This window comes from Halomonas sp. 25-S5, from assembly GCF_029889845.1.
Classification (GTDB): domain Bacteria; phylum Pseudomonadota; class Gammaproteobacteria; order Pseudomonadales; family Halomonadaceae; genus Halomonas.
Genome location: NZ_JARANV010000014.1, coordinates 45781 through 66511, shown reverse-complemented (window position 1 = coordinate 66511; position 20731 = coordinate 45781). Strand labels below are relative to the sequence as shown.

Below are 20731 nucleotides of genomic sequence, written 5' to 3'. Positions count from 1 at the left end.
GACGGGTGGCTGCTATTCTTTGGTGATATCGCCTCATGTGATCGAGGAATCAAAAGGAACCCCATGACGACCCTCTTTACTCGCCTGAATGCCGTCGCTTCACCCGCCATCGGCCTGGGCTGCATGAACCTCTCCCACGGCTACGGCAGCCCGCTTCCCGAGCGCGAGGCGCTGCGCGCCCTCGACGCAGCCTTCGATATGGGCTATCGCCACGTCGATACCGCCACCCTCTACGGCGCCACCGCCAACGAGCGGCTGGTGGGCAAGGCGCTGGCGGGCAAGCGTCGCGAGATTCTGCTGGCCAGCAAGTGCGGCATGGCCATGGACCCGGCACTCGGCCGCAAGGTGATCGACGAGCGCCCCGAGACGCTGCGCCGCCAGTGCGAGGCGAGCCTCGCGCGGCTGGGCAGCGACCATCTGGACCTCTACTACCTGCACCGCTGGGACAAGAGCCTGCCCATCGAGGAGAGCGTGGGCGCGCTGACCCGGCTGGACGCCATGATGACCCCGGACCAGGTGGCGGGGGCCCGCTACGGCGAGGCCCAGCAGGCGGAGGTCGACACCGAGGAGTTCGGCTATGGCGGGGTTCCGGCGGCGAGTGAGCGGCGGCTGTCGTGATGGCGAGCCTGTCGGGCGAGTTCCGCGGTGGTGCCATCGAACAGGTGCCGCTGGGCCTGTTGGGTCAGAGCATAGGCGTCCTTCACGCCCTGCCGGGCGCGCTCGTCGCACGGTTGCTCGGGGCCCGGCGCTGACGGTGGCTGCCAGGCGAAACAACGCTGCCGGGTCGGGTCGAGCAGCGAGAACTCCACCACCTGGTCGTCCATGACCCAGCCCAGGGTACCCGCCTGATGGTATTCGGCGAGTTGGGGGGCGGCCGGGTCGAGCAGCGAGTGGCCCATGGCGCCGGGAAAGGGCAGGTCCAGCAGGTCGGCCAGGGTCGGCGCCACATCGCGTTGATGGCCGGTGCGCGAGGGACGGCCGGGCTCGACGATGCCCGGCGCATAGAGCAGGAACGGCAGCCGGGAGCGCTCGAGGATCGAGCCTTCCACCCGCGAGGTATGGTCGGACACCAGCACGATCAGCCAGGGATGTTGCCAGTCGCGGGACTCGATGGCCTCGACGAAGTCGCCGACCGCCTCGTCGGCCAGGTGCAGGGTGTTGCGGATCCCCGCGGCACGTGAGTCGCTGTCGATCAGCGGGGTCATGCCGGGTGGCACCTGGGTGTCGTGGGTGGTGTTGGTGTTGATGCCGACCAGCATGGGCTCGCGCATGTCCCCCATGCGCTCCAGGACGAAGCGATAGAGGTCCCGGTCGTAGACGCCCCAGTAGTTCTCGGGCCACTGGCGTTGCTCGATGGCCTCCTTGCCAAGGCTCTCCCGGAAGCCCAGCGCTTGGGCAAAGGCGCCGGTGCCACTGGTGTTCTCGTGGGACCCCTGGAAGAAGGCGGTCTGCCAGCCGGCCTGGGCGAGGCGCTCGGGCAGGCAGTCGTAGTCGTGGCGGGCCAGGTCGGTCTGGGCGATGGTCTGGCCGGGCGGGTTCTGGTAGCTGCAGAACAGGCTGAACATCCCCTCGGTGGTGCGCCGGCCGCCAGCGATGAGGTCCTCGCTGTGCAGTGAGCGCTCGGCCAGGGCGTCGAAGCGCGGCGTCACGGGGCGGCCGTCGTCGAGGGGCGCCATGAAGACGCTAGCCCAGCTCTCCAGCAGCACGAAGGCCACGTTCATCCGGCGGGGCTCGCCGCTCGCCAGGGCAGCGTCGGGATACAGCCGATTCACCCGTGAACGGGCCTGGTCGTCACGCATCCACTCGAGTGGCATGGGCTCCAGCGCATACTTCTGGCCACGCTGCAGGCCGTGCAGCGCCGCGTAGGCACCGTTGAGGGCGGCGGTGGCGGCCTCGGGGTTGCCCAGCCTCAGGGCATCGTCGGGACTCTGGGGTACGCCGCTCACGCCGCCTCGCACGATCGGCACCGTGGCGACGATCACCGCCAGCATGGCCAGCTCGGGCGCGAAGCGCACTCGCAGGCGAGCCTCGGCGACGGGAACCCGCGCGATGACGCCCAGCAAGGCGAGGATGCCCAGCAGGTAGGGCCATTGCGCGATGAGCATGCCGCCCAGGCTGCCGGCGGAGTTGGCGAGCTCCGCCGCCTCATAGCCGACATGGCGGCCGGTCTCCTGCCAGTAGAGCCAGTCGCCCAGCTGGGCAAACAGCAGGAGGGCACCGGCGGGCACCAGCCAGCCACGACGGGGCAGCCATTTTAGCAGGCGGGAGGCTGGCCACAGCACCAGGGTGGTGAGGCCGGCCAGCAGGGCCGAGATGGCCAGGTCGAAGCGCAGCCCCCACCACCAGGCGGTGGGCCAGAGCCCTTCGGGCGTCATCACGGCATCCGACACCAGGCGAAGGCCCCCAGTGATCAGCGTGAGGACCACGAGGAAGCGCAGCCAGGTGAGGAAGAGGCCGGGGCGTGGGCGTTGAGCGGGTGGTATCACGATGTCTGTCCGATGTTCTGTTCATGACGAGCAAGCGGTCGATTCTAGCATGGCACGGCCTACGATCATGACGCCCGGACAGGGTCAGGTGGCGGGCAGTCCCCCTGGGGCGCCGCTGATCCGGCTCGCCCTTACTCCTCTGCACCCTGCGCCCTCCCGCAGACGCCGCCCCCGACCCTTGGTATTCTCGGTGGCTATATTGATAACCATGTTCGGGGGATTGCCATGTGGGATGAACGCTACGACACCGACGACTACGTCTACGGCACCGAGCCCAATGACTTCCTGCGCGAACAGGTGGGCATGATCGGCGAGCCGCCGCGGCAGGTGCTGTGTCTGGCCGATGGCGAGGGACGCAACGGCGTCTACCTGTCCAGGCTCGGCCATCGTGTGCTCTCCGTGGATGCCTCCGCGGTCGGCCTGCGCAAGGCGGCCCGGCTGGCCGAGCGGCAGGGCGTGCCCCTGGAGACCCGGGTCGCCGACCTCACCGAGCACAACTTCGCCGCCGAGGCCTTCGACGCGGTGGTGTCGATCTTTTGCCACGTGCCCGAGGCGGGCCGCCCGCACCTGCACCGCCAGGTGGCGCGCACCCTCAAGCCCGGCGGGATCCTGATCCTGGAGGCCTATACCCCGGCCCAGGTGCCGCGGGACACCGGCGGGCCGGACACCCCGGACCGCACCCCCACGGCCGCGGAGCTGGAGGCGGCCTTCGCCGACTTCGAGATCCTCTCGAGCCGCGAGTTCGACCGCCAGGTGGTCGAGGGACGTGGCCATACCGGCCTGGGCGCCGTGGTGCAGTTCATCGCCCGCAAGCGCCCGGCCTAGGCCGGCCGGCGCTCGCAGCCGGTCAGCGTCGAGTCCGACAGGCCGCTAGCCGCCATTGAACCACCAGGTGGCGACATTGAGGTAGGCGGCGAAGCTCACCCAGGCCAAGTAGGGAACCAGCAGCCAGGCGGCGAGGTGCGAGACGCCGGCGAAACGACGGATGGTCAGCACGATCAGCCCCCACAGCAGCAGCAGGTCGAGCAGCGCCAGGCCCATCCCGTGCAGGCCGAAGAACAGGATCGACCAGAGCGCGTTGGCGGCGAGCTGAGCGACGAAGGGCCAGAGGATGTGCCAGCGTGCAGCGGGCGGGGCGGCCAGGGTGGCCCGCCAGGCGGCCAGCGCCATCAGCAGGTAGAGCGTGCTCCAGGCAATGGGGAAGGCGAGATTCGGCGGGGTCAGCGGTGGCTTGGCCAGGCCGGCGTACCACTCGCCGGGCGGGGTGGCGATGCCGCTCAGCGCGGCCAGCATCACCAGCACCAGCCAACCGAGGAAGATCATCAGTGAGCGGGTCGGGGTCATGCGCGGCCTCCTTGCCAGTCAGGCGTCAGGGGAGGTTACCACACTCCCCCTGGCCCTCCAGGCCGCGGCATCGCGCCCCGGGGATCCGAACAGCGGCCATGGCGGCGGTGAACCGCTTCCAGCCCGGCGGCGCGTCTGGCGGTGGTCAGCGCCCGTATTGTTATGTTATAACCTCCGCCAGTTTTCCGGAGGCTCCCCCATGGCTCACCACCAACACCGGCATCGCCCGGAAGGGCCCTGCCATTTCTCGCTGATGTCGCTCTCCGCGACTCGCCGCCTGCTGCTGGTCGCCGCACCGCTCGCCGCCCTGTGGCTGACGGTCTCCTGGGCCGCGGGGTGGTGGTCCTGATGTCGCGCCTGCAACTGCATGACCTGCAGCTGGCCCGCGGCGGCCAGACGATCCTCGAGCACCTGGACGGCCGCTTCATGGACGGCGCCATCACCGCCCTGATCGGCGCCAACGGCGCCGGCAAGAGCACCCTGATCGCCGCCATCATGGGCATGCTGGCCCCGGTGGCCGGCAGCGTGGAGTGCCGGGTGCCCCGCGAGCGCCGGGCCTGGCTGCCCCAGCAGCTGGCGCTGGACCTCAGCTTCCCGATGAGCGTGGAAGAGCTGATCATGAGCGGCACCTGGCCCAGCCACGGTGCCCTGAAGGGCTACTGCGGCCCCCACTATCGGCGCGGTCGCAAGATCATGGCGCGACTGGGCATCTCGCAGTTGGCTCACCGCCCGCTGGGCGAGCTCTCCGGCGGCCAGCGCCAGCGCGCCCTGCTGGGCCGCACCCTGATGCAGGAGGCCGAGCTGCTGCTGCTCGACGAGCCCTTCGCCAACGTCGACATCGAGACGGTGGACGTGCTGATGGAGGTGCTGCGCGACATGGCCCGGCAAGGCGCCACCATCATCGTGGTGATCCACGACATGGAGCAGCTCGCCCGCCTGGCCGACGACGTGCTGCTGCTTTCCGGCGGCCATGGCCGCTGGGTCAGCCCGGATGCCCTGCTCGACCACCATAGCGGCCTGGTGCCCCGCGCACCGCGCCTGCCCCTGACCTTTCCGGATGCCTCCCATGCTGGCACTGCTTGACGCCTGGCTGCTCGCCCCCTTCGACTACGGCTTCATGCAGCGTGCCCTGGTGGCCGGCCTGGCGCTGTCGCTGGCCGCCCCCCCGCTGGGGGTCTTCCTGATGCTGCGCGGCATGAGCCTGATCGGCGACGCCATGGCCCACGCCATCCTGCCCGGGGTGGCGCTGGGCTTTTTGGCCGCCGGCTTCTCGCTGCCGATGATGAGCCTGGGCGGTATCCTCTCGGGCTTGCTGATCGCGGTGCTCGCCGGCAGCGTGTCGCAGATGACCGGCCACAAGGAGGACTCAGCCATGGCCAGCTTCTTTTTGATCTCGCTGGCCGCCGGGGTAATGCTGGTATCGCTGGGCGGCAGCAGCGTGGATCTCACCCATGTGCTGTTCGGCTCGATTCTCGCCGTGGACTCCACCGCCCTGGTGCTGATCGCCGCTATCAGCAGCCTGATCGTGGTGATCCTGGCGGTGGTCTTCCGCGCCCTGGTGGTGGAGTGCCTGGACCCGTTGTTCCTGCGCGGCCAAGGGGTGCGTGGCGGCCTGATCCACGGCATCTTCCTGGGGCTGGTGGTGCTCAACCTCACAGCCGGCTTCCAGACGCTGGGCACCCTGATGGCCGTGGGCCTGATGATGCTGCCCGCCACCACGGCACGCTTCTGGAGCCAGCGCCTGGAGGGGCTGATCGCCATCGCCATCGCCATCGCCCTGGTCTCCAGCACCGGCGGCCTGCTGCTCTCCTACCACCTCAGCTTGCCCTCGGGGCCGGCCATCATCCTGCTGGCCGGCAGCGGCTATGTGTTCTCCGCGCTGTTCGGCCGCCACCATAGCCTGACTGCCCAGTGGCGCCGCCATGCCGCGCCACTGGGCGCCCCCGAACACGACTGACACGGCACCCCTGACACAACCACCGAGGAATCCTGCCATGCGCCTTTCACGCCTCTGCGCCCTGCTTGCCGGGGTCTCCACCCTGCTAGCCCTGCCCGCCGCCCTGGCCGCCGAGCGCATTCAGGTGGTCACCAGCTTCAGCATCCTCGCCGACATGATCGAGAACGTCGGCGGCGAGCATGTCGAGGTGACGGCCCTGGTCGGCCCCGACAGTGATGCCCATGTCTATTCGCCGCGCCCCACCGACGCCCGCGCCCTGGCCGAGGCCGACCTGGTGGTGTTCAACGGACTGCAGTTCGAGGGCTGGATCGAGCGGTTGATCGACGCCAGCGACTTCACCGGTCCCCTGGTAGTGGCCACCGACGGCATCGCGGCACGGATCGCCGCCGCGGAGGACGACGGCCATGATGACCACGACGATGGGGAGGATCACGGCCATGGCCCCATCGATCCCCACGCCTGGCAAGACCTGAGCATGGGGCCACTCTACGTGGACAACATCCTCGCGGGCCTGATCGAAGCCGACCCGGCCAACAGCGTGGCCTACCGGGCCGGTGCCGAGCGCTACCTGGCAGAGATCGCCGCCACCGACAGCGAACTACGCGAGCGGCTCGGCGAGATTCCCGCCGGCACCAGCGTGATCACCGGCCATGACTCCTTCCGTCACTTCGCCCGCGCCTACGGCCTGGCGTTCCTCTCGCCCCAGGGACTCACCACCGAGGCCGACCCCAGCGCGGCCAACATGGCCCGGCTGATCGACGTGATCCGCGAGAAGCATGTCCAGGCGCTGTTCCACGAGAACATGACCAGCCCGGCGATGATCGACCAGCTGGCCGAGGAGACCGGCCTGCCGGTGGCCGGCACCCTCTATGCCGATGCCCTGGCCAGCGACGGCGAGGCCAGCAGCTGGCTGGGCATGATGCGCCACAACGCCCGCATCCTGCACGATGCCCTGGCCGAGCCGGGCAAGAGCGAAGGCGGCGACGTGCACGGCCATGAACACTGAGTGAACGTTCAAGAATCAGCGATCAGGACGCCTTGTGGCGCCGCTCTGCAAGGCCGATACCTGAGCTGCCTGAACGGCAAGAAATGCTAGACTCTGGCTATCCCGGGCGCAGAATACCCGGCACTGCAAGGAGCCATGCAGCATGCGACTCACGCGTCCCCAACGAGAAACCATCGTCTCCTGCATTCGTCAGTTCGCCGGAGAGAATATCGACGTACGTGTCTTCGGCTCGCGTCTCGATGACGCCCGCCGCGGCGGGGATCTCGATCTGCTGCTGGTGTCCCTCAGTCCCATCTCGCTCCTCACCCGCGCCGAGTTGAAGCAGGCACTCGAGGCACGCCTGCAACTGCCTGTGGATATCGTGACTTATACACAAGGCCATGAACCGACGCCTTTCCAGGCCATCGCAATAAAGCATTCTCGGCCAGTCCACGTAGAGGATGCTGCATGACCCACGATATTCTCGAAGCGCAACAGCGCCATCTGGCTCAACTCATGGAAGCCATCCAGCGCTGTGCCTGGTTTCTCCACCAGTCCGAAGCCAAGATCGATTGGCCCATCCTTCCCGAGTGGCTGGTAGAACACAAGAAGGATGTTGACCTCTTCGAGACACTCGCTGCCATCAATGAGCGGTTCGCCAAGCTGCAGGACTCACTGGCATCCGCCATGCGTCACAGTGCCCTGCTCGCGGGAGAGTCCTCCGACAACTTCCTCAAGGTTCTGGTCTTTTTCGAGAAACAAGGCGTCATAGATGCCACCAGCGACTGGCAGCGCTGCCGTGCAGTTCGCAACATGGCCGCCCATGAATATGCGACCAACTACGCGGACATAGCGGAGCACTTCAACCTGCTGCATGAACTCTCCGCAGTGCTCTTTCATGCCGCTCGACGCCTTATCATCTGGTGCACCGAGCAGCTCGGCATCCCGCCCGCCAGCCGGGACTTCGAGGAAGAGTTCAACCGCACCTTCGCCTGAACCATCGGCTGTGCCACCATCACCGGGCCATCGAACGCCAGGGAAGCCGCCATGCTCGAGTTCCGCCAGGTCCACAAGGCCTATGCCACCCCCCAGGGGCCCCTCGAGGTGCTGGCCGGGGTCGACCTGAGCCTGGCCGTCGGCGAGAGTCTGGCGCTGATGGGCGAGTCGGGCAGCGGCAAGTCGACCCTGCTCCACCTGGCCGCGGGCCTCGACCTGCCCGACCGCGGCGAGGTCAGGGTTTCCGGCCGCGCCATCTCGACGCTCGGCGAGGTGGGCCGGGCACGGCTGCGTCGCGAGACCCTGGGCCTGGTGTTCCAGCAGTTCCACCTGGTGCCGAGCCTGACCGTGCTCGACAACCTGCGCCTGCAGGCGCGCCTCGCCGGCCGCGAGCAGGCCGACTGGACGGCCGAGCTGGTCGAGCGGCTGGGCCTGGCCGGGCTGACGAAGCGCTACCCGGAACAGCTCTCCGGCGGCCAGCAGCAGCGCCTGGCCATCGGCCGCGCCCTGGCACCGCGCCCGGCCCTGCTGCTCGCCGACGAGCCCACCGGCAACCTGGACGAGGGCACCGCCGACGAGGTGCTGGACCTGCTGCTGGCCCTGGTACGCGACACAGGCTGCGCGCTGCTGATGGTCACCCACAGCCCCCGGGTAGCCACCCCCCTGGACCGCGGCCTGCACCTCACCCATGGCCATCTCGGCCAATTCAGCGCGGCCAGGATACCGACATCGTGACCACCCACGCCGTATGGGCCTTCAGGGCCGGGCTCCTCGTCACCGTGACGGCCATCATGGCCGGCATCTGGTGGCTGCTCCAGGCGCTGGGCCTGCCCATGAGCTTCTCCCCCTCCGGCATCGCCGAATGGTTCAACAGCCAGGGCAACATGGGGCCCCTACTGCTCTTGCTGTTGATGATGCTGGCGGTGGTGGTGGGCCCGATTCCCACCCTGCCGGTCACCGCGGCCGCCGGGCTGGCCTTCGGCCTGCTCCCGGGGGTGCTGCTGTCGATCATCGGTGCCATGACCGGGGCCATGATCGCCTTCACCCTGGCCCGTCTGCTGGGGCGGGATGCTCTGCGTACCCGGCTGCCGGCCAATCCGCTGTTCGGTACCCAGGGCTCGCAGCGCCTGCTGTTCCTGACCGTGCTGGTCACGCGCCTGGTACCCATCTTCTCGTTTGCGCTGGTCAGCTACGCCGCCGGGGTCACCGCCATCACCACGGTACGCTTCGCGCTGGGTACGGTGATAGGCATGCTGCCCATGACCCTGGTGTTCGCCAGCCTCGGGCGCGCCTTCGAGCTGAACCCGCTGCTCTCGATCACGGCCGCCGTCGTTATCCTCAGCGTAATGACCCTGCTGCCCTGGTACCTGCATCGACGCCGCCACTCCCGGCTGGCCCGCTGGCTGCATCTCGACGACGAGCCGCCTGGAGAGTAGCCGGGGCTCGGTGCCTCGGCGGGCACCGGCCACTCCCCTGCCCTGTCGCTTCTATGAGACGATACCGACACGAGGGGGCATACCGCCCCGCTCGCTCGCCAGCCACGTGCCCCCATGCTCACTGCCCTGCTGACCCTGCTCTCCCACTATCGCCGTCACCCCAGCCAGCTCGCCATGCTGCTGCTGGGCCTGTGGGTGGCCGGCGCGCTGTGGAGCGGCGTGCAGGCGATCAACGCCTCGGCCCGCGACAGCTACGCCCGGGCCGAGGCGCTCTTCACCACTGGCCTGGACCGTCTGGAGCGCCGCGACGGCGAGCCCCTCGACCGAGCGGACTTCGTGACCCTGCGCCGCCAGGGCCTGTCCGTCTCGCCGCTGCTGGAGGGCACGGTGATCACCGCGCGGGGCGAGCGGCTGACGGTGATCGGCATCGACCCGCTGACCCTGCCCGGCGACAGCGCCTTCGCCACGGCGGGCAGCCCATCCACCTCAAACCCGGGCGAGCTGACGGCCTTCTTCACGCCGCCCTGGCAGACCCGGCTGGCCCCGGATACCGCCCCGCGACTGGGGCTCGAGCGGCAGGCGGCCCCGGGCGCCGAGCCATCGCTGGCCGATGGCCAACGGCTGCCGCCGCTGGTCCTCGCCCCGGCCCTGCCGCCGGACACCCTGGTGGTGGACATCGCCGTCGCGGCCCGGCTGCTGGAACGGGGCACCGCGCTCAGCCGGCTGGTGACCGCGGCCGGCGCGCTGGACTCGGCCCCGGAGGGCTACCGGCTCGGCCGCGCCGCCACCCTGGTCGACCCCGGCGAGCTCACCGCGAGCTTCCACCTCAACCTCACCGCCATGGCGCTGCTGGCGCTGATCGTCGGGCTGTTCATCGTCCAGGCGGCGCTGGGGCTGGCGCTGGAACAGCGCCTGGGGCTGCTGCGCACCCTGCGCGCCCTGGGCGTGCCGGGCCGCACCCTGGTCACCCTGCTGGCCCTCGAGCTGGCCCTGCTGGGCCTTATCGGCGCCCTGGCGGGCATCGCTAGCGGCGCCTGGCTGGCCAGTGCCCTGCTGCCGGACGTGGCGGCCACCCTGCAGAGCCTCTACGGCGCCGCGGTGGGCACACAGCTGCGCCTGCCCTGGCACTACTGGCTGGGCGGGCTCGGGGTGACCCTGGGCGGGCTCTTCGTTGCCGGCAGCGGTATCCTTTGGCGAGCCGCGCGGCTCGGCGTGCTGGGGCTCGGCCAGGCCCAGGCGTGGCGCGCGGGCTTCCAGCGCCAGCTGCGTGGCCAGGCCATCGCCAGCACCCTGGCCGCCCTGCTGGCGCTGGCGGTGTGGGCCTGGCTGGCCACGCAGCCCGCCGGCGAGGGGCTGGTCGCCGGCTTCGTGCTGGTGGGAGCGATGATGCTGGCCTGCGCCCTCTGGCTGTCGCCGCTGCTGGCGGCCGGGCTTTCCGGCCTGGGCCGGCTCGCCCGGTCACACCCCTTGACCCAGTGGGCGCTGGCCGACCTGCAGCTCCAGCTGCCGCGTCTCTCGCTTGCCCTGATGGCGCTGCTGATCGCGCTCTCCGCCAACCTGGGGGTGGGCAGCATGGTCGGCGGCTTTCGCCTCACCTTCCTCGACTGGCTCGACCAGCGGCTGACCGCCGACCTCTACCTGCGCCCGCCGGCCGGGCAGTTCGACGCGGTACAGACCTGGCTGGACGCGCGCGACGAGGTCGCCGAACTGCTGCCCACCGCCGACGCCGAGTCGACCCTGCTCGCGGTGCAGGCCGGAGGCGAGCGCCAGCGCCTCGCGGTGCCGGTGACGCTGTTCGGCATCACCCCGGGCGCCCGGCTCACCCCGACCTGGCCGCTGCTCGAGACCCGGGCCGGACGGGACGCGGCCTGGACCGCCCTCGAGGCGGGCGAGGCCTTTATCAACGAGCAGCTGGCCCTCGGCCAGGACATCGCCCCCGGGGAGCGGCTGGTGTTGCGCTCGCCGGGCGGCGACCAGCGGGTGACGGTGGCTGCCATCTATCCCGACTACGGCAACCCCCGCGGCGAGGTGCTGCTGGCCACCGCCGCGCTGCGGGAGCGCTTTTCCGCCGCGCCGGGGTCGCTGGGCATCGTGCTCACTGATGCGGGCCCGCCGGGGGAGCGCCGGGTCGAGTCGCTCTCCCGGGCGCTCGCCACCCGCTTCGCGCTGGGCCGCGACGCGCTGCGCGACCAGCGCGAGGTCAAGGCGCTCTCCACCGAGATCTTCGAGCGCACCTTCGCCATCACCCGGGCCCTCAACGCCCTGACCCTGGCCGTGGCGGCCCTGGCCCTGCTCGCCAGCCTGCTGGCCCAAGCCCGAGAGCGCCGCCGCCGGCTGGCGCCGCTGTGGGCGCTGGGCGTGACCCGCGGGCGCCTGGCCAGCATCCAGCTGGCACAGTTGGGCGGGGCGGCGCTGATCACGGGGCTGGCCGCCGTGCCGCTGGGCATCGCCATCACCGTTTGTCTCGTGGCGGTGATCAACGTGGCCGCCTTCGGCTGGCGCCTGCCGCTGCATGTCTTTCCCGGCGAGATCGGGCTGACCCTGGCCACCGCCCTGGGGGTGGCGCTGCTGGCGGCGGCCCTGCCGGCCCTGACCCTGTGGCGCACGCCGCCCCGCACCCTGCTGGCCGAGGAGGAGGCGACATGAGGCGGGCTCTGACCTGGCTGCCAGTGGCCCTGCTGGCGACCGTACTGGCGACAGGGCTGGCGGGCTGCGAGGGGGAGGCGCCCCCTGCCTCCCAGGGCTTCGCGGGGCTGGGCGCCGAGGCCGGCGGCTTCCGGCAGGCCTCACCCGGCACGCAGCTGCGCTTTCCCGAGGACCACGGCCCCCACCCCGACTACCGCCTGGAGTGGTGGTACCTGACCGCCAATCTGGAAGACGAGAGCGGCGAACCGCTGGGCGTGCAGTGGACGCTGTTCCGCCAGGCCCAGCAGCCCCCGGCCGAGCGCCCCGAGACATCTGGCCCCTGGGCCGCCGACCAGCTGTGGATGGCCCATATGGCCGTCTCCCAGGGAGAGACCCACCGGGTGGCCGAACGCTTCGCCCGGGGCGGTTCGCGGGAAAGTGATCCCGTGCGCGACCAGGCGGGTGTCACCGCGGCCCCCTTCCGCGCCTGGCTCGACGACTGGACGCTGACCAGCCGCGTCGACGACAGCGACCTGGATGCCCTGTCACAGCTTGAACTGGCCGCCACGGCCGAGCATGACGGCGCTCCCTTCGGCTACCGGCTGTCGCTGGACGCCGAGGGGCCCCTGGTACGCCACGGCGAGAACGGCTTCAGCCAGAAGTCCGCCGACGGCCAGGGCTCGATCTACTTAAGCCAGCCCTTCTATCGCGTCAGCGGCGAGGTCACCCTGGACGGCGAGCCGCGCTGGGTGACGGGCCGCGCCTGGCTCGACCGCGAGTGGAGCAGCCAGCTGCTCGGCCCCGACCAGGCGGGCTGGGACTGGTTCTCGCTGCACCTGGCCGATGGCCACCGGCTGATGGCCTTCCGCCTGCGCGGCGGCGGCGAGGGCGGCGACTACCTCTCGGGCAGCTGGATCACCCCCGAAGGCGAGACAACGCCCCTGGAAGACGATGCCCTTGCCCTCACCCCCCTGGCCACCTCGACCGTGGCCGGCCGGACGCTGCCCACCCGCTGGCGGCTGCGGCTTCCGGACCATGACCTCGACCTGACGGTCGAAGCACCCCACGCCGATCGCTGGATGGCCACCACGGTGAGCTACTGGGAGGGCGAGGTGAATGTCTTCGACCACGCCAGCGGCGCGCCGCGAGGGCGGGGCTATCTCGAGATGACCGGCTACTGAGACGACTCAACGACGGAGAACCCCAATGCTTCCCAGCCTGTTCATTTCCCATGGTTCACCGATGCTGGCCCTGACCCCGGGGCCGGCCCACGACTTCCTGCGCCGGCTGGGCCATGAGTGGCAACCGAAGGCCATCCTGGTGGTCTCGGCCCACTGGGCCAGCCGCCAGCTGCTGGTCAGCACCAGCGAGCGTCCCGAGACCATCCACGACTTCGGCGGCTTCCCCCGGGCGCTCTTCGAGTGCCAGTACCCCGCCCCAGGCGAACCCGGGCTGGCGATGCGCCTGGCCCGTGAGCTCAACGCCGTCCCCACCGAGCGCGGCCTGGACCACGGCGCCTGGGTACCGCTGTCGCTGATGTACCCCGAGGCCAAGATCCCGGTAGTCTCGCTGTCGCTGCCGGTGGGGTGGACGAACGCCGAGCTGGTGGCCCTGGGCGAGAAGCTGGCCGCGCTGCGCGAAGAGGGCATCCTGGTGGTCGGCTCGGGCAGCCTGACCCACAACCTGGCGGAAATGCAGGCCCTGGAGGCGCCGATGCCGGCCTGGGTCGGCGAGTTCGCCGACTGGGTCCATGCCCGCCTGGAGGCCGATGACCGGGCGGCCCTGCTCGACTGGCAGCGCGCCCCCCAGGCGCGGCGCAACCACCCCACCGCGGAGCACTTTCAGCCGCTGCTGGTGGCCATGGGGGCCGGCGGGCCGGGCAAGCGGCTGCACCACAGCGTGGCGCACGGCGTGCTGGCCATGGACCTCTATGCCTTCGCTTGAGAACCGCGGCGCCAGGTGAATCGCCACGCCGCACATGAACGAGGCCGCCCCATGGGGCGGCCTCGTCGTGTCACTCATCGCGGCAGGATCAGGCGTCGGGGATCTCCAGCGCCTGCTGCACCACCGGCCAGCCCGGCTCGCCGTCGCGCGTGGTGACCCCTTCCAGGAAGGCCTGCACCTTGCCGGGGTTGGAGCGGATCCAGTCCAGCGCCACCGCCTCGGGCTCGCGTTCCTCGTAGCTGAAGCCGAGGATCATTGCGCTCTGGTCATCGGCGCTGAAGCGGATCTGGTCGAGCAGCCGGGTGGCATTGGGGGCGGCCTCGGCGAAGTCGCTGGTCACCAGGGTCTTGACGTCGCTGCTGCCCTGTTCCGGCCCCCACATGTCTTGGGGATCCTCCAGGTACTTCACATCGTATTCGATGTTCATCCAGTGGGGGGTCCAGCCGGCGAAGACGATCCACTCCTCGCGGTTGATCGCCGCGTCCACCGCGCTGAGCATGCCGGGCGTAGAGGTCTCGGAGAGGTGCCAGTCGCCGAGGCCATAGGTGTCTTCCTCCACCGCGCCGTTGAGGATCTCGCTCATGCCGGAGCCGACCTCGATGGAGTAGATGGTGCGCTCGAGCCGGTCGGCGAACGCCTCCTTGTCCAGATCCTCGGCGGAGGTCAGGCCCACCTCATAGACATAGCTCGGTACCGCGAAGCCCAGCCGCGCGCCCTCGACGTTGTTGCCGAGGTCGACGATGAGGCCCTTCTCCATGGTGGTGTCGTACATGCCCTGCTGGCCGGGCAGCCAGGCGGCCAGGAAGGCATCCAGTTCACGCTGAGTGAGGGCCTCGTAGGTAATGGTGGAGCCCAGCTCCTGCTGGCGGGTCTGGTAGCCCAGGGCATCCAGCAGCTGGGCGGCCAGGGCGGTCTTGACGGTCACACCGGGCCAGGCGGGCACGGAGAAGCGCACCTGGGCGGGCTCCTCGGCCAGGGCAGCGGAGCTCCAGGCCAGCGGCACGGCCAGCAGGGCACCGGCCAGGGCAAGGGTCACGGGGCGATCGAGTGCTTTCATCGGGTCTCCTTGGCAGGTCATGCCATGAACAAACATGGCCGTGACCTTATCCCCGGGAGCCGTGAAAGGCAAAGACCGGGACGGCGTGCGCCTGCCTCAGGCCGCCACTTCCTTTATAAGGCATATACATACATTGCGTTCGCCGCCACGCCATCGGCCGCCACCAGCGTGCGACGCGCTTGATATGGCCGAAACGCCTTCTACACTCGTTGTACACCCATGAACCCACACGAGGTAGCCCCATGTCCATCCCGGCCTATCAATTGGGTGACCATGTTTCCCTGAAGCAGATCGCCAATGCCGTCGCCCATGGCCTCACGCCGATCGTCGAGGTCGAATCGATGGATGGCATCTACACGGTGCGCTTCCACCACGCCAACGACGTCTCGGAGCTCTCCGACAACCAGGGCAGGACCCGCACCTTCCTCGGCACCGGCGAGATCCGCGACCTGCTCGGCGGCATCGGCCTGACCCATGGCGTACTGACCTGGGGCGACCAGTGCGGTGACGAGATGATCGGGGTGCCGGGCCACGCCCTCTCGCCGGACGAGCTGCTCGCCAGCGGCACGCGGATCGCCTTTCGCTGAGGTGCTGCCGCGCCCGCCCCCTGACGCCACGCCAGAGAGGGGCAGGGGGCACCGCATCAAATAACATATGTGTATAAAAAATCCTTTTATATAAATATTTCAGACATAAGAGCCCCAAGCGCTAGGATGAAGGGTCATGATTCACGCCCGGAGAGTGCCCATGTCCCGCGTCCCCCGCCTGCTGGCCCCACTGTTGGCCCTGCTGATCACCACCGGCCCGGCCCAGGCCGCCGACACCATCACCCGCCTCGAGGTGGGCTACATGCCGATCCTGCCGGTCGCCCAGCTTTTCGTCATGCAAGGTGAGGGCTGGACCACCGAGGCCGGCCTCGAGCTCGAGCTGACCCGCTTCTCCAGCGGCCCGGCCATGGTCCAGGCCCTGGCCTCCGGCGAGCTCGACGTCATGTACTTCGGCATCGGCCCGGCCATGGTGGCTCGCGCCAATGGCGTGCCGATCAAGGTGCTGGCGGCCAGCATCCGCGAGCAGATCGGCCTAGTCGCCCGCGGCGAGCTGGCGGACACCTTCGCCCGCGTCGAAGATCCCGCCGAGGCCATCGCCCGCTTCACCGAGGCGCAGGGCCGCAAGCCGAAGATCGCCACCTTCCCCCGCGGCTCGGTGCCCGACACCGTGCTGCGCTACTGGCTGGTCGAGCAACTGGGCGTGGGCGAGGAGGCCGTGGAGATCGTCGCCATGGGTGCCGACCGGGTCCAGCAGGCGCTGCTGGCCGGGGCGGTGGATGGCGCCTCGATCCTCGAGCCGATCCTCACCACCGTGCAGGAGCGCGACGACAGCGCCCGGGTCGTGGCCCGCGCCGACGAGATGCTGCCCGGCCAGCCCGGCGCCGTGCTGGCGGCCCGTGAGAAAGTGCTGGAGGCGCACCCCGAGGCCATGCGTAAGCTGATGGCCCTGCATCTGCGCGCCACCGAGGTACTGCGCGAGGAGCCCGAGCGCGCTGCACCCCACGTGCGGGAGTTCGTCGGCAAGCGACTGATCGGGCTCGATACCGTGGAGGCCGCCCTGCGCTCGCCCTCCTCGAACTACCTCGCCGACCCCCATGCCATCCGCGAGGCCACCCGCACCATGCATGACTTCCAGGTCGCCCAGGGCACGCTCAGGAAACGCGTCGACCTGGATGCGCTGTTCGACACCGACCTCTACGATGCGGTGGCCGAGGAGCTCGCGGGATCATGACACCGGTCCTGTCGCGCTATCGCCGCAGCCTGCTCGGCGCCCTGGGCCTGGCCGCCTTCCTGCTGCTCTGGGAACTGGCCCTGCGCAGCGGCCTGCTGCCCGGCAGCCTGGTGCCGCTGCCCTCGACGATTCCCGGCGTCCTGGCCGCCGAGATCGCCGACGGCATCTGGCTCGAGGTGGTGACGGCGAGCCTCGCCCACTACAGCGTGGGCCTGCTGCTGGGCTCGCTGCTGGGCATCACCGTGGGCGTGTCGGCGGCGATGCTGCCCGTGTTCGATGCCCTGCACGCCTGGCTGGCCCGGCTGCTGCGCCCCATTCCGCCGCTGGCCTGGATCCCCTTCGCCATCATCTGGTTCGGCATCAACCCCTCGGCGGCGGCGTTCATAATCAGCATCGGCGTGTTCTGGATCAACTACTTCGCCAGCGTCAGCGCGGTGCGCTCGGTGGACCCGGGCTATGACGAGGTCGCCCGGGCCTTCGGCCAGGGCGGCTTCCTGGCGCGGCTGACCAAGGTCAGCCTGCCGGCAGCGGCCCCGGGTATCCTGGGCGGGCTGCGTGCCGGCCTGGGCCAGGGCTGGATGACGGTGGTGGCCGCCGAGCTGTTCGGCATTCCGGGCATCGGCCAGCGCATGATGGAGGCCTCCAGCCTGCTCGCCACCGACATCGTGGTGGTCTACATGCTGACCATCGCCGGGCTCTATGCGGCCTTCGACTTCCTGTTCATGACGCTGCAGCGCCGGTTGCTCAGGTGGCAGCCATGACCGCTTCCCAGACGACCCTGCCCCCGGTGCTTCGCGCGCGAGGCCTCCGGCTGGGCTTCGACGCCACCTCGGTGCTCGCCGGCGTCGACCTGGACCTGCATCCCCGGGAGTTCGTCGCCGTGGTGGGCGCCTCGGGGGTCGGCAAGTCGACCCTGCTGCGCGCCCTGGCCGGCCTGCTCGCCCCCCAAGGAGGCACGGTCGAGATTCCCGAGGGCCGGGCCCGCGACACCCGGGCCTGGTCGATGGTCTTCCAGTCACCGCGGCTCTTCCCCTGGCGTCGCGTGCGCGCCAACGTGGAACTGGGCCTGGAGGGGCTGGCCCTCTCCCGGGCCGAGCGACGCCGGCGGGCGCTGGAGCCCCTGGCGCTGGTGGGGCTGGAGGAGCTCGCCGAGCGCTGGCCGCATACCCTGTCGGGCGGCCAGCAGCAGCGGGTGGGCATCGCCCGGGCCCTGGCCGTGCGCCCGCGGGTGCTATTCATGGACGAACCCTTCTCGGCGCTGGACGCCATCACCCGGCGCCGCCTCCAGCAGGAGCTGGTCGACCTGCGCCGCCGAACCGAGGCCGCCATCGTCTTCGTCACCCACGACATCGAGGAGGCCGTGCTGCTCGCCGACCGGGTGATGGTGCTGGGTGGCCAGGCAGCGGCCCAGCCGGCAGGCGTGGTAGAAACCCTCGATATCCCGTTGCCGCTGGACGACCGCCGCGATCACCCGGGCTTCGCCGACTGCCTGCAAGCCGTCGAGCGCCATATCGGGGGCGCCCACTGACGTCCCGCCCCCTCACTCCCGACATCCGCCGCCCTCACCCCCCGAAAACCAGGAGGCCCCATGGCCGCGCTGCGCGTCCTGCTGCATGCCCCCACCGCCGAGGCCCTCGCCCGGGCTCGGCGCAACGCCCGCAACCTGGGCAAGGCCCGTCCCGATGCCGAGGTGCTGATCCTGGCCAACGCGGGGGCGGTGGCCGCGGCCCTGGCGACCCCCGACGAGACCGACCCCCTGCTGCGGCTGTGCCGCAACTCCCTGGCCGCTCAGGGGCTCGACAACAGCGCAGGCCTCGCGGAGGTCGAAGCGGCGGTTGTCACCCTGGCCGAGCGGCAAGCCGAGGGCTGGGCCTATATCCGCGCCTGAGCGGCGGGGCCGAGGAGTCTGCCGTTCCCTTAAGCAGGCGTTAAGTTGCCGGGGCCAGAGTATCGGGGAAACGTCATGGAGACGCCCCGATGCCACCCCCCGATCCCGTTCACTCCCCCGCCCCCTGTCGACCGCCCCCGGCGGCCCTGCCGGCCGTCATGGCCGGCGCGCCCCCGCTCGAGTGGCGGGAGGGCGGCGGGTGGCATGAACGCCGCCGCCTGGAACGCCTGGTGCGCCGCTGCTTCGCCATCGAACATGGCGCCCGCATCACCCACTTCCTGCCGCGCCTCTTTGGGCTCTGGCAGGGGCGGATCCCGTTGGCGGCGATCGGCGTGGGCCTGGCCAGCGAGGGGTCGCTTTTCCAGGAGCATTACCTGGACAGTTCCGCCGAGCATTTCCTCTCGCGGCGCCTCGGCCGTCCGGTAGCCCGCGAGGCGATCGCCGAGATCGGCAACCTGGCGAGCCTGCGCCGCGGCCTGCAGCGTCGCCTCTTCGTGCAGCTGATCGACCAACTGGTCGCCGAGGGGCTCGACTGGGTGATGTTCACCGCGACCCCGACGGTGGCCAACGGCATCCAGCGGCTGGGCATCGAGCTGCATCCCCTCCAGCTCGCCGACCCGGCGCGGCTGGGCGAGGAGCAGGCATGCTGGGGCCGCTACTACGAGCACCATCCCCGGGTCATGGCCGGCGACCTGCGCCTGGCCCACGGCGTACTCACCGAGCGCCGCCTGCTTGACCCGAGGCGCACACAGGAGGCCGGCCATGTCCCGCTGCGCTGAGGCTTTCCTCGCACGGCTGGCCCGCCACGCCGCCGAGCGCCCCGAGCGACCGGCCCTGGACGACGGCCACCGCCGGCTGAGCTACGGCGAGCTGGCCGCCGCCCTGGATGACCGCTGTCGACGCCTCGCCCAAAGCGGCGCCCGCCGGGTGGCGCTGGCGCTGGACAACGGCCTGGAGTGGGCGCTGTGGGACCTGGCCCTGCTGCGGGACGCGCGGGTCGCGGTGCCGGTGCCCGCCTTCTTCAGCGACGCCCAGCGTCGTCACCTGGTGGCGAGCGCCGGCCTGGACGCCTGGCTCGGCCCTGGCGGCGAGGCGCTCGGCTTCTGTGCCACGCCGGACCCGGCCATCGCCACCCGGCGGGTGGCATCGCCCCCGGCCCTGCATGCCGGGACCACCCGCATCACCTTCACCTCCGGGACCAGCGGCACCCCCAAGGGCGTCTGCCTCGACGGCCGCGCCCCGCTGACGGTGGCCGAGAGCCTCGCCGCCGTGGTCGAACCGCTCGGTATCGAACGCCACCTGGCGATGCTGCCGCTGGCGACCCTGCTCGAGAACATCGGCGGCCTCTACGTCCCGCTGTGGCTGGGCGCCACCGCCTGCCTGCCCCCGGTCGCCGAACTGGGCTGGCAGGGCGCCAGTGGCTTCGATCCCCGCCGGGCCCTGGCGGCCATCGAGGCCTTCCGCCCCCACAGCCTGATCCTGGTGCCCCAGCTGCTCCAGGCCCTGGTGGCGGCCAGCCCCGAGGCCCCGGACAGCCTGCGCTTCGTCGCCTTGGGCGGCGCCCGGGTGGCGGCGGCGCTGCTCGCCAAGGCGCAGGCCGGCGGCTGGCCGGTCTTCGAGGGCTATGGGCTCTCGGAATGCGCCTCGGTGGTCTGCCTCAACCGTCCCGGCGAGGCCACCCGTGGCGTGGGCCGACCGCTGCCCCATGCCGAGGTACGCCTCGACGATAGCGGCGAGGTGCAGGTCCGAGGGGCCACCATGCTCGGCTACCTGGGCGAGCCGGCCGCCGGCGACTGGCACCAAAGCGGCGACCTGGGCCACTGGCAGGGCGAGGCCCTGGCGCTCGACGGCCGCCGCCGGGAGGTCTTCATCACCGCCTACGGCCGCAACGTCGACCCCCAGTGGGTCGAGGGCGAACTCTGCGCCCAGGACGCCATCGCCCAGGCGCTGGTCTTCGGCGAGGCCCTGCCCGCTAATCGGGCGCTGGTCGTGCCCGCCGCACCTGGGCTCGACGATGCCCGGTTGGCCACGGCGATCGCCGCCGCCAATGCCGGCCTTCCCGACTATGCCCGGGTGCAGGCGTGGCGCCGCGCCACGCCCTTCACCCTGCAGAACCAGCAGCTGACGGGCAACGGCCGCCTGCGCCGCGACGCCATCCATGAACGCTACCGCGACTGGTTGCTGGCGCCGCCCACTGCCGCCACCGACAACCCCCTTCCCACGGAGGAGTGACC

General features: G+C 70.6%; 22 protein-coding genes and 1 pseudogene. 20 read left to right on the top strand and 3 right to left on the bottom strand.

The genetic code is table 11. From position 1 onward, the window contains the following. Positions 1 to 63: 63 nt before the first annotated feature. Positions 64 to 492, top strand: a pseudogene (locus tag OP498_RS11305) (aldo/keto reductase); the annotation flags it as partial. 83 nt (positions 493 to 575) lie between these two features. Here the strand turns inward: OP498_RS11305 and OP498_RS11300 are convergent. Beyond that, positions 576 to 2486, bottom strand: a complete 1911-nt coding sequence (locus OP498_RS11300; RefSeq protein WP_280553573.1) for an LTA synthase family protein — start codon at positions 2484 to 2486, stop codon at positions 576 to 578. Between the two features lie 225 nt (positions 2487 to 2711). Here OP498_RS11300 and OP498_RS11295 point away from each other — a divergent pair, with 225 nt between their 5' ends. Beyond that, entirely contained in the window at positions 2712 to 3311 is a 600-nt protein-coding gene (locus OP498_RS11295) for a class I SAM-dependent methyltransferase (RefSeq protein ID WP_280553572.1), read from the top strand. Positions 3312 to 3356: 45 nt separating this feature from the next. On the opposite strand, the gene OP498_RS11290 is transcribed toward OP498_RS11295, so the two are convergent. Next, complete coding sequence (locus tag OP498_RS11290; RefSeq protein ID WP_280553570.1) at positions 3357 to 3830, bottom strand: tryptophan-rich sensory protein; 474 nt, start codon at positions 3828 to 3830, stop codon at positions 3357 to 3359. A gap of 199 nt (positions 3831 to 4029) precedes the next feature. Between OP498_RS11290 and OP498_RS11285 the strand changes: the two genes are divergently transcribed. The 11 genes from OP498_RS11285 to OP498_RS11235 all read left to right on the top strand — a co-directional run bounded on the left by OP498_RS11285 (position 4030) and on the right by OP498_RS11235 (position 13773). Further along, the gene (locus OP498_RS11285) at positions 4030 to 4179 is read left to right on the top strand and encodes a hypothetical protein (protein ID WP_280547026.1); all 150 of its coding nucleotides are present in this window, start codon (positions 4030 to 4032) and stop codon (positions 4177 to 4179) included. Next, positions 4179 to 4913 carry a metal ABC transporter ATP-binding protein gene (locus OP498_RS11280; protein ID WP_280547025.1) on the top strand — a complete coding sequence of 245 codons (735 nt, stop codon included), beginning with the start codon at positions 4179 to 4181 and terminating at the stop codon, positions 4911 to 4913. Before OP498_RS11285 ends, OP498_RS11280 begins: the two co-directional genes overlap by 1 nt. Continuing rightward, a complete protein-coding gene (locus OP498_RS11275) occupies positions 4897 to 5787 on the top strand; it encodes a metal ABC transporter permease (protein WP_280547024.1) in 891 nt (296 codons plus the stop codon). The genes OP498_RS11280 and OP498_RS11275 overlap by 17 nt, the downstream gene beginning before the upstream one ends. A gap of 37 nt (positions 5788 to 5824) precedes the next feature. Then, positions 5825 to 6793 carry a zinc ABC transporter substrate-binding protein gene (locus OP498_RS11270; RefSeq protein ID WP_280547023.1) on the top strand — a complete coding sequence of 323 codons (969 nt, stop codon included), beginning with the start codon at positions 5825 to 5827 and terminating at the stop codon, positions 6791 to 6793. Between the two features lie 142 nt (positions 6794 to 6935). Beyond that, a complete protein-coding gene (locus tag OP498_RS11265; protein WP_280547022.1) occupies positions 6936 to 7244 on the top strand; it encodes a nucleotidyltransferase domain-containing protein in 309 nt (102 codons plus the stop codon). Then, on the top strand, positions 7241 to 7768 hold the full coding sequence (locus OP498_RS11260) for a hypothetical protein (RefSeq protein WP_280547021.1): 528 nt from the start codon (positions 7241 to 7243) through the stop codon (positions 7766 to 7768). Before OP498_RS11265 ends, OP498_RS11260 begins: the two co-directional genes overlap by 4 nt. A 51-nt stretch (positions 7769 to 7819) precedes the next feature. After that, complete coding sequence (locus OP498_RS11255; protein ID WP_280553568.1) at positions 7820 to 8503, top strand: ABC transporter ATP-binding protein; 684 nt, start codon at positions 7820 to 7822, stop codon at positions 8501 to 8503. Further along, positions 8500 to 9204 (top strand): TVP38/TMEM64 family protein, encoded by a 705-nt coding sequence (locus OP498_RS11250; RefSeq protein ID WP_280547019.1) that lies wholly within the window; start codon positions 8500 to 8502, stop codon positions 9202 to 9204. The genes OP498_RS11255 and OP498_RS11250 overlap by 4 nt, the downstream gene beginning before the upstream one ends. 114 nt (positions 9205 to 9318) lie before the next feature. Continuing rightward, positions 9319 to 11850 carry an FtsX-like permease family protein gene (locus OP498_RS11245; protein WP_280553567.1) on the top strand — a complete coding sequence of 844 codons (2532 nt, stop codon included), beginning with the start codon at positions 9319 to 9321 and terminating at the stop codon, positions 11848 to 11850. Next, positions 11847 to 13010: a lipocalin-like domain-containing protein gene (locus OP498_RS11240; protein WP_280553566.1), complete on the top strand. Its 1164-nt coding sequence runs from the start codon at positions 11847 to 11849 to the stop codon at positions 13008 to 13010. The genes OP498_RS11245 and OP498_RS11240 overlap by 4 nt, the downstream gene beginning before the upstream one ends. 25 nt (positions 13011 to 13035) lie before the next feature. Continuing rightward, positions 13036 to 13773, top strand: coding sequence for a class III extradiol ring-cleavage dioxygenase (locus OP498_RS11235; RefSeq protein WP_280553564.1), 738 nt, complete (start codon positions 13036 to 13038; stop codon positions 13771 to 13773). A gap of 88 nt (positions 13774 to 13861) precedes the next feature. Here OP498_RS11235 and OP498_RS11230 read toward each other — a convergent pair whose 3' ends face one another. After that, a complete protein-coding gene (locus OP498_RS11230) occupies positions 13862 to 14830 on the bottom strand; it encodes an ABC transporter substrate-binding protein (protein WP_280553562.1) in 969 nt (322 codons plus the stop codon). A gap of 242 nt (positions 14831 to 15072) precedes the next feature. Here OP498_RS11230 and OP498_RS11225 point away from each other — a divergent pair, with 242 nt between their 5' ends. The 7 genes from OP498_RS11225 (at position 15073) to OP498_RS11195 (ending at position 20729) form a co-directional block, all read left to right on the top strand. Then, entirely contained in the window at positions 15073 to 15417 is a 345-nt protein-coding gene (locus tag OP498_RS11225; protein ID WP_280547013.1) for a hypothetical protein, read from the top strand. A gap of 160 nt (positions 15418 to 15577) precedes the next feature. Further along, positions 15578 to 16609: an ABC transporter substrate-binding protein gene (locus OP498_RS11220; protein WP_280553560.1), complete on the top strand. Its 1032-nt coding sequence runs from the start codon at positions 15578 to 15580 to the stop codon at positions 16607 to 16609. After that, positions 16606 to 17370, top strand: coding sequence for an ABC transporter permease subunit (locus OP498_RS11215; protein WP_280553558.1), 765 nt, complete (start codon positions 16606 to 16608; stop codon positions 17368 to 17370). Before OP498_RS11220 ends, OP498_RS11215 begins: the two co-directional genes overlap by 4 nt. Then, a complete protein-coding gene (locus tag OP498_RS11210) occupies positions 17367 to 18137 on the top strand; it encodes an ABC transporter ATP-binding protein (RefSeq protein ID WP_280547008.1) in 771 nt (256 codons plus the stop codon). Before OP498_RS11215 ends, OP498_RS11210 begins: the two co-directional genes overlap by 4 nt. Positions 18138 to 18197: 60 nt before the next feature. Beyond that, positions 18198 to 18497, top strand: a complete 300-nt coding sequence (locus tag OP498_RS11205) for a hypothetical protein (protein ID WP_280553557.1) — start codon at positions 18198 to 18200, stop codon at positions 18495 to 18497. Positions 18498 to 18586: 89 nt separating this feature from the next. Beyond that, on the top strand, positions 18587 to 19276 hold the full coding sequence (locus OP498_RS11200) for a thermostable hemolysin (protein WP_280547005.1): 690 nt from the start codon (positions 18587 to 18589) through the stop codon (positions 19274 to 19276). Next, complete coding sequence (locus OP498_RS11195; protein WP_280553555.1) at positions 19260 to 20729, top strand: AMP-binding protein; 1470 nt, start codon at positions 19260 to 19262, stop codon at positions 20727 to 20729. Before OP498_RS11200 ends, OP498_RS11195 begins: the two co-directional genes overlap by 17 nt. The last annotated feature ends 2 nt before the right edge of the window (positions 20730 to 20731 follow it).

What these genes read in the sequence shown, in the direction of transcription:
- OP498_RS11295 (WP_280553572.1), top strand. Translation starts at nt 2,712, where the DNA reads ATGTGGGATGAACGCTACGACACCGACGACTACGTCTACGGCACCGAG.
- OP498_RS11290 (WP_280553570.1), bottom strand. Translation starts at nt 3,830, where the DNA reads ATGACCCCGACCCGCTCACTGATGATCTTCCTCGGTTGGCTGGTGCTG.
- OP498_RS11285 (WP_280547026.1), top strand. Translation starts at nt 4,030, where the DNA reads ATGGCTCACCACCAACACCGGCATCGCCCGGAAGGGCCCTGCCATTTC.
- OP498_RS11280 (WP_280547025.1), top strand. Translation starts at nt 4,179, where the DNA reads ATGTCGCGCCTGCAACTGCATGACCTGCAGCTGGCCCGCGGCGGCCAG.
- OP498_RS11275 (WP_280547024.1), top strand. Translation starts at nt 4,897, where the DNA reads ATGCTGGCACTGCTTGACGCCTGGCTGCTCGCCCCCTTCGACTACGGC.
- OP498_RS11270 (WP_280547023.1), top strand. Translation starts at nt 5,825, where the DNA reads ATGCGCCTTTCACGCCTCTGCGCCCTGCTTGCCGGGGTCTCCACCCTG.
- OP498_RS11265 (WP_280547022.1), top strand. Translation starts at nt 6,936, where the DNA reads ATGCGACTCACGCGTCCCCAACGAGAAACCATCGTCTCCTGCATTCGT.
- OP498_RS11260 (WP_280547021.1), top strand. Translation starts at nt 7,241, where the DNA reads ATGACCCACGATATTCTCGAAGCGCAACAGCGCCATCTGGCTCAACTC.
- OP498_RS11255 (WP_280553568.1), top strand. Translation starts at nt 7,820, where the DNA reads ATGCTCGAGTTCCGCCAGGTCCACAAGGCCTATGCCACCCCCCAGGGG.
- OP498_RS11245 (WP_280553567.1), top strand. Translation starts at nt 9,319, where the DNA reads ATGCTCACTGCCCTGCTGACCCTGCTCTCCCACTATCGCCGTCACCCC.
- OP498_RS11240 (WP_280553566.1), top strand. Translation starts at nt 11,847, where the DNA reads ATGAGGCGGGCTCTGACCTGGCTGCCAGTGGCCCTGCTGGCGACCGTA.
- OP498_RS11235 (WP_280553564.1), top strand. Translation starts at nt 13,036, where the DNA reads ATGCTTCCCAGCCTGTTCATTTCCCATGGTTCACCGATGCTGGCCCTG.
- OP498_RS11230 (WP_280553562.1), bottom strand. Translation starts at nt 14,830, where the DNA reads ATGAAAGCACTCGATCGCCCCGTGACCCTTGCCCTGGCCGGTGCCCTG.
- OP498_RS11225 (WP_280547013.1), top strand. Translation starts at nt 15,073, where the DNA reads ATGTCCATCCCGGCCTATCAATTGGGTGACCATGTTTCCCTGAAGCAG.
- OP498_RS11220 (WP_280553560.1), top strand. Translation starts at nt 15,578, where the DNA reads ATGTCCCGCGTCCCCCGCCTGCTGGCCCCACTGTTGGCCCTGCTGATC.
- OP498_RS11215 (WP_280553558.1), top strand. Translation starts at nt 16,606, where the DNA reads ATGACACCGGTCCTGTCGCGCTATCGCCGCAGCCTGCTCGGCGCCCTG.
- OP498_RS11210 (WP_280547008.1), top strand. Translation starts at nt 17,367, where the DNA reads ATGACCGCTTCCCAGACGACCCTGCCCCCGGTGCTTCGCGCGCGAGGC.
- OP498_RS11205 (WP_280553557.1), top strand. Translation starts at nt 18,198, where the DNA reads ATGGCCGCGCTGCGCGTCCTGCTGCATGCCCCCACCGCCGAGGCCCTC.
- OP498_RS11200 (WP_280547005.1), top strand. Translation starts at nt 18,587, where the DNA reads ATGCCACCCCCCGATCCCGTTCACTCCCCCGCCCCCTGTCGACCGCCC.
- OP498_RS11195 (WP_280553555.1), top strand. Translation starts at nt 19,260, where the DNA reads ATGTCCCGCTGCGCTGAGGCTTTCCTCGCACGGCTGGCCCGCCACGCC.